The 11528-nt window shown below is 37.5% G+C and carries 6 protein-coding genes; 4 read left to right on the top strand and 2 right to left on the bottom strand.

The genetic code is table 11. From position 1 onward, the window contains the following. Positions 1-150 precede the first annotated feature (150 nt). From NZM04_00810 to NZM04_00800, 3 genes are all read left to right on the top strand, one after another. Positions 151-333 (top strand): hypothetical protein, encoded by a 183-nt coding sequence (locus NZM04_00810; protein ID MCS7062585.1) that lies wholly within the window; start codon positions 151-153, stop codon positions 331-333. 904 nt (positions 334-1237) lie between these two features. Beyond that, positions 1238-3079, top strand: coding sequence for a HEAT repeat domain-containing protein (locus NZM04_00805; GenBank protein MCS7062584.1), 1842 nt, complete (start codon positions 1238-1240; stop codon positions 3077-3079). A 1420-nt stretch (positions 3080-4499) separates the two neighbouring features. Continuing rightward, complete coding sequence (locus NZM04_00800) at positions 4500-7526, top strand: DUF87 domain-containing protein (GenBank protein MCS7062583.1); 3027 nt, start codon at positions 4500-4502, stop codon at positions 7524-7526. Positions 7527-9084: 1558 nt separating this feature from the next. On the opposite strand, the gene NZM04_00795 is transcribed toward NZM04_00800, so the two are convergent. Beyond that, positions 9085-10590, bottom strand: a complete 1506-nt coding sequence (locus NZM04_00795) for a hypothetical protein (GenBank protein MCS7062582.1) — start codon at positions 10588-10590, stop codon at positions 9085-9087. Positions 10591-11094: 504 nt separating this feature from the next. Then, on the bottom strand, positions 11095-11226 hold the full coding sequence (locus NZM04_00790; protein ID MCS7062581.1) for a hypothetical protein: 132 nt from the start codon (positions 11224-11226) through the stop codon (positions 11095-11097). 11 nt (positions 11227-11237) lie between these two features. Here NZM04_00790 and NZM04_00785 point away from each other — a divergent pair, with 11 nt between their 5' ends. After that, entirely contained in the window at positions 11238-11483 is a 246-nt protein-coding gene (locus NZM04_00785; protein MCS7062580.1) for a hypothetical protein, read from the top strand. Positions 11484-11528 lie beyond the last annotated feature (45 nt).

Here is an 11528-nt window from a genome sequence, read left to right as displayed (position 1 = left end):
GGCGCAATCTGCGTGTCAAGTGCGCAATCGGTAGCCACCTGGGTCAAGTGCGCCGGTGAACTGCCTTGGCTGCCCCCATCCCACAGCCCCCAACCGACGACTAACCTATCGTCGAGCTTGAGAGCAGTTCAAATTCGTCGGGAGTAAAAAATGCGACGATCTCATCACGCAGGTCGAGCGCTGGACGCGCTACGTGATGTGTTGGTAGATGCCCTATCCCGCGATGAAGCGGTGTTGCAAGCAGTGGTGGATCAAGCGCTACGCGCATTTCAGTATTGCACCGATGGCTTCAGAGGGTATGCTGCTTTGGACTACCTTGGCGGTTGTCTCTAGTTGCGCCGGGCAAGTCGCAGACCTATTCAGTTGAAGCAAGTCTTGCCGAGTTGCGGGGGATCTTGCTCGCTTAGGCCGACGGACACGGTGCTTTTCGCGATGTGTGGAGGAGCTACGGCGGTCGGTTACGCCTTTGTGTAATGCTGTAATCGGCGGCATCCCTTCAAGCAAGCGCATCCGGGTTATCAGAGCTATCCGCGGGACTACGCAAATATTTAGATTTAGGCGCTTCAATAATCGCTCGTCTATTTACTCAATAATATAATGAAATATTAGATGAGGAATATTTAATAAACAAGGCTAATGTATTATACAACAAGATAAGTATTTATATTGGCTATACACCGATTAAAGATATTTATTAACGCTTTAAACTGAATTTTTGATAAATAGAATAACGATTAAAAGTCCATGTTTATATTGTTTACAGAAAAACATCACAGATGATTAGCATATCTTCATATGCTGTAAAATAAGACCATGTATATAAACTTAACTAGGGACATAAGCAAATAGGTGGTTGAATTATGTTAATCACATCTGTAACCGAGCTATTTTACAAGATCCGAAAATTTTGTCTCAGCCTAATAACCGATTTAATTAATTAGCTAAGGTGCAATTGACTCAATGTAAGATGTAAATACATGTACTATAGCTAATTGCAGATTTTACAGGGTTTGTATTATTAATGATGATGAAATTGTATATATCCTCTAGATAATAAACAAATTTATTCTTGGTTCAAAATATATCTTAAATAAAAAAACACGATGTTAATCTAACGCTTTTAAATATTATAAATATAAATGCACGAGGCGAATTATTTTTGTTTAAAGAAAATGGTGGCTATCTTCGTGTTATCTGTAGACACATAAATCACAACAGATTGACATATAATAAAGGCATGAAAAGTCATCTTGATCTAACTGGATATTATATCTTTCAAGACAAGAAAAGATTAAACGCACGAGAGTTAATTGAAATAACGCGCACGTATCCATATGAAAGCTTGGTGATTATACTAAATTTTATACTTTTCTGTAATAATCACCTACCCGATCATTTTTTACTAGCGCAAGCTTTAGTACACCTAGCAATGATCAATAACAAAAAAGTAAAAGATATATTGGTTGTATATACCAAACCCGATGTCGCGATTATACAATGTGCAGCATATCTTGGTCTATACTTATTGACAGGCAATCAGCATATGTTGCGATATGTAAAAGAAAAGTTAAATTCTGTTGATGGAGATCAGGGTAGAAATATCTTAAAACTAATCGGTTTTGCCTTCTTATATAAGAAACAGATTGATTTGGCAAATTTGATCATAGAATTTTCGAACAAATTTTATCAGGCCGCTCTTGAAGTGATAGGAGAAATACAAGACCAGTATTTTCTAGGATTTCTTTTCGAACAATTACGTGTGAGTGATACAAACAAGAAATCATTGGCGCTGAAAACATTAACCAGAATGAATTACGATGGCATAGTAGATTTATTACTGTATGAATTAAAAAAAGACGAGAATGGTGCTTTAAAAGAAACTATTATCAGATCATTAGGTAAAGTGGGAGATTTGAAGTCTTGTGAATTATTGTTTAAATGGATTGAAGAAAATCGTTTTGATGAAAAAGATTTGATCTTAGAGTCTATAGGAGATATACTAGGCCGTTATCGTTATTCTGAAGACTTAAACGAGGAGTTAAAAATTAGGTTGGATTATTACTCGAAACTCTTATTGGATTATCTATTCAAGTACATACCTATTTTAAATAATTTTAAAACTGAGGTTAAAGATAAAAATTATACTGATTTAATAAATAATATTTTACGCTGTTTAAATGACTACGAAAATGGTCATATTCTGGATATCTTGATAAGAAGCCAAAATAAAGAATTCATCAATGAAATGATAAAGATTATGTTGATGTATTATGATGAATATGCTATGTTGCTTTCTTTGTATGGTAATAAATTGGGTAAGGTGGTGGATAAGAAAAACATAGAACTAGCGCGTGAAATAATAAAAACAGGCGATGATTTCTGGGTTTTCTCATTGCGTGAAATGATATTGGAATATGCTTTTCATCATAAGGATACAGACACCGTTTTTTTTATTATTAATAAACTCGGCTCCTATGCTTATCTATACATGGAAGATATAGGTTTATCGCTGCTTAACTTAGATGAAGAAAAGGGCGTTGATTATATCATTAATAATATGAGTAATTTGATAAATCACGATGAAAACGAACCTCAATATTTTATGTCAATTTACACGCTATTTGAATTGATCAGTAGAAATATAAACGAGGCAGATAAACTACTAACTATGATTTTGGATAAATTTAACAAAGATGCCGATATGTTTAGATTGCTTATCACGACGTTGTTATCAACACTTAATCAATACTCCATGGAATTGTTTTTTAAACACTCCGATGATTTTATTAACTATGTTCGCGATGTGCATATGAGACCATTGGCAATTTTAGATCATGAATTTATCTTGAATGCTGTGTTTAAAACTATCAAAGAAAACGACCGTATTAATAAAAGCAACAGAAATAATAATATTATCAAATTACTTGTTTATTGTTTGAACGAAAGATCAATCGAAATTGTGCGTAAATTAGCCATCGACTTATACGATAATCACGATATCATTTATTTAGTAGATATTATTATAAGAGAGTTAAGGGCTATAGGTTTAAACAAGAAAGGATATGCTTCGTTGCTTTAGAGTATTTATTGACACACACCAAATTCTTGTGATTGACTTTAGCTGTTTATAGCATAATTCAAGATTAATGTTGTTTATCAACAACTTTGCGGCTTATATTAATATTTAAAGCTATCACTGACGATGCGTATATTACGGTAAACTATAGTTGTTGTAATAAATTAAAATCAGTCTAACTTATATTCTTTTTTAATGCAAATAACAATATTTATAAACAAGCGGGGAGTTTTTATCTGAATTTATTCGATTGATGTTATCTTTATATGTTCACTCACTTTATACACTTTGATGCATTTTATCTCGTTTGATATAAAAATGCTAAGTAAATATAAAAAATAATAAACTTTCTACCGTTCAAACCTTACAAAACAATCACTAACCTTGATTATTTTAATGGCTTCAGTTTAAATAAATAAGAAGTATATAAAATTTAATGATATTTAAGTCGGCATATTAACATGGATATCATAAGAATTGGCGGAAAGATCTAGACACAAAGATTGATGCAGCCGTATACAATCGTTATAATTATGATGCGCTCACCGGAATAAATACTGCCCACTCTAGATTTAAAAAATAAAGAATCCAGCCTGTTTAGCTTGTCATATACCCTATAAACAGCTCGATTTATTGGCCTGTGTTGACAAGATCAAAAATCAGTGCAACCTGTTTAAACGATCGAGCATGCTTCTTGCATGAAACAACTAGAGCTTTGTCACGATAACCGATGATAGTTAACGATAATTTTGCGTAACACATACACTAGAACCGCAAGATAAAACCAAAACATTTATATATCATGATTCACTAATACATAATCATAGCTCAACTGATAGATCGTTTACTTTTTTGCATCACCGAGTATGCGATGGCAAACAATCTAGGGGATGGTCATGCCGTTTTACGTCCTAAAGATATGAACTGCTAGATAACAAATAAGAAGGTTTTGTCTTCTTTTGTACAGCGCGGGATAGGTTTAGTCAGAACAGGACTACTAACGTGCTTAACCTATTTGTTTACTGGTCACACTCTTTACGTCTAGCGTGATACTGCCGCGTCGGAAGCATTGGTCAGCGATATACATTTTGATTACCAGACGGATGAAGGATGTGAGTAGAGTATCTGATTGGATTATCTGAAGAATACAACCATGATTTTAAGTATTTATAGGTAGCACTTGTTGCAGCTTCAGTCTTTATCTTACTCTATCACCTATTGGTTGCTTTTATCCAAAATTCATACAATTGCTTCAACCGCAAATATGTTTTAAGGCTAATAAATGCGCTGAATTCTTCTCTAAAACATAGGCGATGTTTTCACAATTATCTTAGTGTAATATTTATCTAACACGCCTTTATTCTATTATTTTAGCACACGTCTTCAATCTCGCACACCTATCTGTGTTATAATATGTTTGGATATGAATAATATTCACACTGTTCAAGACATCCCTAAAATAGGACACGCGAATTCATATTGCGCAAAAATTATAGTGCCAAGAAACAACAAAAGAGACGCTCTATCTTCTGAAACTTTTATCCAATCCATTTGCACTCATCATCTCAACGATTTCATCTCCTTAGAAATATACGCTGATTATCATGGCACATCCCTATTGGTTAGAGCAAAAGAGTATGATCGTCTCACTCATGCCGTAGATTTGGTTAAAGCAACATGGCCACAATGTGATGTTAGGTATTATGATACAGAACAAGATCCGGCAGTAAAAATAAGGGAATCGGCTAATAAACACATATGTTTATATGAAGGTAAACTCAGATCACCAGCTATTTGGCCGATTAGAACCAGCAGCACACGTGAAGGCAGATCTACTTATGATGACTTTTCTCGCGGCGCCGACCCGCTAATGAATGTCATCTCCACAATTTCTCATCTCAATCAAGATCAGCAGTGTTTAATACAGTATATTCTATCACCGATGCCTTATCACTGGGCTTCGTTTTGGAGAGGCACGACCCAGGATGTTAATGAAAAATTAAAATTATCACCTGTTTACTTAATCAGCACACTGTCTACTCTCATTGGTGTAGGATTCATCTTCTTTGCCCTTTTGATATGTTTGCCCCTTGTGCTTCTATTCGGCTTGACAAATTATGCATTTATCGGCTTGGGCTGCTTTATAGCAGCTCTTTTCTTCTTTTCCATACGATTGAAGCTCGGTTCTCCACCTGATCCTCATCTGGTACAACAAAAAATAGCAGGAAACGCTTATCGGGTCTGGTTCAGGATTTATACGGTCGCTTCTGATCGTGTTCATGCGGAGAACCTAGCTATAAAAGTAACTAATACCTTTAGTGCATATAATTTCGCAAGTGGCAATGGATTCATGTTTAAAAAGAGCAGGGCAATATATGCACCAGACTACATATGCTTTAAACGCCATGCAATAGATCAAAGTATCCCTTCATTGGTTATTGCTCTGCCTGGATCTTTACAAAAGCCCATACTATCTTCTAATGAAATGGCCATTTTATGGCACTTGCCACATGAAGCTAGTTACAACCCAAGCCTAGAATACGGCACATCCAAACAAGTGATGGCTCCCCGGAGAGAATTTGGTCACGAAGAAGGGATGTTGTGTGGATACGTCCCTGGCATCTATCGCAGACCTGTATATTTGTCGCCACAGAGTATTCTGCGCGGCAACATCGGTTTAGTCGCAACAACACAAAGTGGCAAATCTAACATGATGTGCCTCATCGCTCAATATATTATGGAAAATGACCCGCAGGCTTCTGTTATTGTTATTGACCCACACCGTACTTTGGCTCAACATGTCGCCTCATTAGTGCCGAAGGAAAGAATTACTCAAGCGGTTTTCCTAGATCTTAGTACCCAGCATCACTCTTTCGGCATGAATTTAATCGAACCAGCTAGTTATGAATCAGAGAATGCCTTACCAGACAAACGAGTCATGGATACGCTAGAGGCTATGCGATCAATATGGTCTGAAAACTGGGGGCCGAGGACTGAAGACTATGCACGTGGAGCTTTGGATACATTGTTCTACGCCAATCGTGTATTAATGAACGAGTATAATTTTAGATCATGCTGCGATAAGTTCTATGGATTCTTTTTGAGATATCAGTCAATCATTCTCAATCCTGCCCCAGATCATCTACCCTCTGATTTTATTGAAGAATTAAAAGAATTATGTACGACAGTGTGTAATAATATTCATCCTCCTGCATCAGAAATTAGCAAAGAAGCATTTAATCAGATATCGGATATTGCTTATTCTATTTTAAATACCATCAATAGAAATGGAGAATATCATAAGATATTGATAAATAAGATATATACTCTTTATAACCATATCGTTGGTTTCATTGATAACACTTCAATATCTTCTAATGCTTTTGAGGAAGCGTATCGTTCTCGCCTAATAAATCGCGGTGACGGACATTTCTATCCTCATTTGTTTACTTTACTCGATGTGCCAGGAATACTCAGTATCCCAACTTTTACCCGCACAGTTTTAGATCTACTGTCCGATGCTTCTTACTCACATTTGCGCACATGGTGGTTAAGAAATGTATTTGATTTTATCAGGGTTCATAATACACGCGCCTTACAGGAATTTGTGACGCCTATTAATACGAAAATAAATTCATTTAACGCTCTACCGCAAGCTCGTCGCGTTTTTGGGCAAACTACAAGCACTTTGCAGATTAAAAATATTATAGATAGCGGAGGCATACTTATCGTAGATTTAGCAGCCGGCATCATCGGTTCATCAACCGCGGCTCTTATTGGCGCTACTCTTATTAATTGGTTGTCATATCTCTTGTTTCATCGCCAGGAAAAACTAAACGGCAAGAAATATCCAAGAGTTTATCTTATTATTGATGAATTCCAGTCCATTCACGGCGCTAACTTAGCATTGCTTTTGAGTGAAATGAGTAAATATGGCGCTCATATTATTATGGGCACCCAATCTTTATCAAATATAGAGAATAGAAAGAACAATAGTAAATTGCCTTGGTTGGAAAACATACATACGCTTTTTGTGTTTAATTGTGGAGCAGAGGATAGCAAAGTGCTTAGTCAGGAGCTAAACGTTGCTGGAGGAGACGACTTCCAGAATCTACATCCTTCGGATATAGTAGGGTTGCCCAGATTTCATTGTTATGTGCGCGCACGTGATCTAAATGGCATCCCGCGCGTATTCTTGCTTGAAACACGCAAAGCCCCGCAAGGCGATGAAAATACTTTCAATATCATCTATCAGAATTCTATTATGCATTATATGCGCACCGCAGAAGAGGCTGATGCCATGTCGTATGCTACCTATGAACGGCACCTGCGTGCAATGCCTCAAGGTGCAGCCTATGATGTCAATAGCAAAAGAACTGTCTCAGTAGAAAACGAAGGCAAAAGCGAGACAATAGATGATCCATTCTTCTCGCATCCATCGCGTAAGTAGTATTAAAAATCAATTACATCAGTCAACACCCCCAAATAATCCTCGCCTATGAAGCATGCCTTAATTTTAAAGAAAATATAATAATAATTAAATAGCATTTTGGCTATAATTATATTTACAGAATATTATAAGCTTATAATTAAAAAGCACATTTGATTTGACCCTATTTTGGGTGTATCTAAGCACAAATGTTTGCACAGTCCAGCGGATCTTTCATATAACCAGCATGACCTTCTTAAAATGATGATTGATCGCATAAATGAAAATAAGCATATATCATTTAACATGGATGTTGATAAATTTATAGCTTTCGATAAGAAAAAGATCAAGACAATATTCGTGTTATGCGATCAATAACAGAAGAAGTATATTATTGATATGACATTAAGAACAGATATGATCCACTCATCTCTTACATTCTCCAGGAAACTACATAAGTATAGTTCAGCGTATTCTATCCTAATGTTGGCTAATGATTGTCTGCTACCAGAAGATGCTAATAGGCGTGCATCGCGCGCGAAAGCGTCTGCCCTTCCGCTTCAGGCTAGTTACGAAGAAAATCACATGTTCACATTCCTTCTCCCCGATAGTATCGCCTGCTACGTACAAAACCAACCGTATCCAGATTCGCCAATTACTCAACTATTGACTAAAGTAGTTCAGATGCTCGACATAAGCAAATAGTTAGTATTCGCATCGTCCACAGCGCATGTACCTGAGATCTTCCGTGAGCAGTGATTCGTGCTACATGTGACGAAACCCTTCAGGGCTGCCCACATTGCGAGGTTTACCGTAACGCCTCAAACAGCCGCGCATGGTTACGCTTTAAGTCAAACACACGATTGCCTTCGATCTCAATGATGGCATGATCGGGGGGATTTTAAGCGTATGCTACATCGGTCACCACGACGTGGCTGCGTTGCTCAAGCTACGCCAACACGTCTGGCAGCGCCGTGATCCTGTTGCAGTCTGTCTTCGTGTACATAACGTAATGCGCTAGAACCGGCGTCTGTCTGAGTGACATAAATGGCCTGTACAGGCCATGCATGGTTATCATCTACAAAACAACTTGGCCTGTGCGATGCTCAGCGCTACGCGCAGCATTTTGTCGTCAGCGGCAAACATCTCTTCTTCGCTCAACAGTGGCATCCCTGTTGCTTGTATTGCTGCGAGCTGGTCCCTTAAACAGCACTGGGTGCTGGCGAACGTTATGAAGACTAAGAAACGTCAAAAGGTGTCGTATGCGAGCGTGCCGTATTAATACACAAACAGCCGCCGACGCGGAGTAGAGTGGGCTTTTCAGAAGTTAGCAATGTCCAGATAACTATTAGTGCCATTGATACGGCATAATTTCTGTAGATATAATGGCATAATCTTGACATTGAAGATAGCCCTTGCTATAATAATTTGCGAGCGCGGAGCTCAAATTGGGGCAAATGGCCAATCTATCATTAGATTGGCCATTTGGCTTTTTCCTCCCCTATTACACGAGATAATCTTTTTTCTGCCATTGATCTCTTCAGTAAATAAAAAACGCCTCGTTTCTGTTTTTATAACATTAAAACCCATGTCTTTGTGCGTTATATTTATTCCTAACATGTGATAATTTTGTGGTTATATACAAAGCCAGCTCATTTCCGCATGCAGAAATAGTGTTCAAGATTTCCTCCCTGTATTTATCATTCAAATCTGTTAATATTATTGGTAGTATTTCATAAACAGCCGGAGAATTATTTACCACCATAAAAGACAATAATTGTTTCAAGAAGAAATACTCTCTTTCTTTAATATTCACTAGATCTATGGTGCCTATGTGGCTTGAAATATATTGATCAAATAAATCACTGTCTATCTTGAAAATGTTAGATAAAGTTCTCAAGTTGGTTATAATGTCAAACCTTTTTAGTATTTTAAAGACGGAGTCTAAAAGATCTTTTGTTTGGTTAATATAAACATAAGGCAGAAGCAAATCGAAAATTTTAGGTCTGTATAGAGCATAATTTCTATCTATTAATATTGCTATCCTGTTTATATTAGATTCACTTATTTTTTCTACAATATTGATATCGTAAGAAATCAAATATAATAAATTGAAGTTCATCGTTATTGCGTAATCTATCATTTTATTTATCATCATCGTATCCATAGAATACACAGTTGCCTCCATAATGCGTTTGTATGATTCTTTTTCAAAATTCTTCTTAGATAAAAGGGCTGCAGCGTCGATTTGATATCCCAATTGTCCCTTACATCTAATGAGGATATCAAAAGGGAGTCCGCGGTCTTTAGCGTAATTAATATATTCATCAAGATAATCTCTATAATTTGACATTTTTTCTGCAAACTCTTTTGTTTCTATTTCACGATCTCCTATAAACAATCCTTTACCTGGATTGATATTCCTTAAACGATAGTAGATACTACCCATAGCTAAAACTATGTTTTCCATATTATCTTTATCATCCCTTTTTTGCTCAGCAAATTCCATTAAAGCTTCATACTCATCCATTAATCCATATTCTCCGATTTGCTTTAGATAATCAGATAATTTATTTTCCCTATCTAAAGCTTTAAGATATTCTACGTTTATCGTGTTATTTCTAATATATGGGTAATTATTTAATATATAATGGCGCAAATCACAGCAAACATCTTCGTAATAGTTAATACCCCTCTGCGAGCCTGATGTAATATTATAAATATAATACAGCGCTTCTTTATCACAGTTTTTTATTTTTTGATATATCTCGTCTGCTTTTTCATTATTTGATAATGATAAGGCTATATCAGATAATTGGCTTATAATTCGGTCACCATCTCTTTTAACATGTAATAATAAATCTCGACACTCTTTTTTATCTACAAAACCTAAGCATAAAAGAGCATAACCAATTCTATTGTCGTCAACTAATAAAGTATCTCTATTATGATCGCTAACATACTTCATAAGAACGCTAATCAACTGATCGGGATATTTCAACAGCGCTTGCCTAAAAAGAGCAGGTTTGAAACAAGAATCTTGTTTGAGTATAAAATAGTCGTTGAAGTCAATGAGCGGGTCCATGATTATATTATAAACTAGGATAATGTTTCGTTAGATCCATGGGAGTGCCTAAATCCAAATATTTGCGTAGTCCCGCGTATAGCTCTAATAACCCGAATGCGCTTGCTTGAAGGGATGCCGCCGATTCCAGCATTGCACAAAGGACGCAACCGACTGCCGTAGCTCCTACACACACAGCGAAAAGCACCGCATCTGTCGGCCTAAGCGAGCGAAATTCTCTGCAAATCAGCGAGACTTGCTTCAACTGAATAGGTCTGCGACTTGCCCGGCTCAGCTAGAGACAGCCGCCATGGTAGTCCAAAGCGGCATACCCACTGAAGCCGTCAGTGCAATACTGAAATGCGCGTGGCCCTTGATCCACCACCGCTTGCAACATCGCTCTATCGCAGGATAGAGTATCTACCAGCTCATCACGCAGCGCGCGCCGGCGCTCGACCTGCGTGATGAGATCGTCGCGATTTTTACTCCCGACGAATGTGAACTGCTCTCAAGCTCGACGATCGGTTAGTCGTCGATTGGGGGGGCTGCGGGATGGGAGGCAGCCAAGGCACGTTCACCGGCGCACTTGACCCAGGTGGCTACCGATTGCATACTTGACACACAGATTGCGCCCGATGCGTCGGAAGCAGTGGCCATCTAGATACATCTTGATACATCTTGATGGCTTGGTGCAGGATTCTAAGCGGGTAGCCGATTGGGTTGGGCTGAGAGATGAAATGACGATTGCAGGCCTTGCACAGGTAGCGCTGGCTAATGCTGTGATTCTTGCCTTGTTTGACCACCGATTCGCTTGTGTATCTTTGGACGCCTCATGTATCCAATTTTATTTACTCCCAGATGAAGATACAGGCATCAACCATTATATTATACAATCAGTAAAGAGTATAAGTTAAATTAATTATTGTAAGAGGCGCGCGAGATTATTAGCGCAATATATA

The organism is Candidatus Methylacidiphilales bacterium, assembly GCA_025056655.1.
Lineage (GTDB): Bacteria > Verrucomicrobiota > Verrucomicrobiia > Methylacidiphilales > JANWVL01 > JANWVL01.
Note: the sequence above shows the minus strand (reverse complement) of the source record. Positions and strands in the feature narration are given on the sequence as shown.

Excerpts from the sequence above, each read along its gene's own strand:
- NZM04_00810 (MCS7062585.1), top strand. The coding sequence starts at position 151 with ATGCGACGATCTCATCACGCAGGTCGAGCGCTGGACGCGCTACGTGAT.
- NZM04_00805 (MCS7062584.1), top strand. The coding sequence starts at position 1,238 with ATGAAAAGTCATCTTGATCTAACTGGATATTATATCTTTCAAGACAAG.
- NZM04_00800 (MCS7062583.1), top strand. The coding sequence starts at position 4,500 with ATGAATAATATTCACACTGTTCAAGACATCCCTAAAATAGGACACGCG.
- NZM04_00795 (MCS7062582.1), bottom strand. The coding sequence starts at position 10,590 with ATGGACCCGCTCATTGACTTCAACGACTATTTTATACTCAAACAAGAT.
- NZM04_00790 (MCS7062581.1), bottom strand. The coding sequence starts at position 11,226 with ATGGCCACTGCTTCCGACGCATCGGGCGCAATCTGTGTGTCAAGTATG.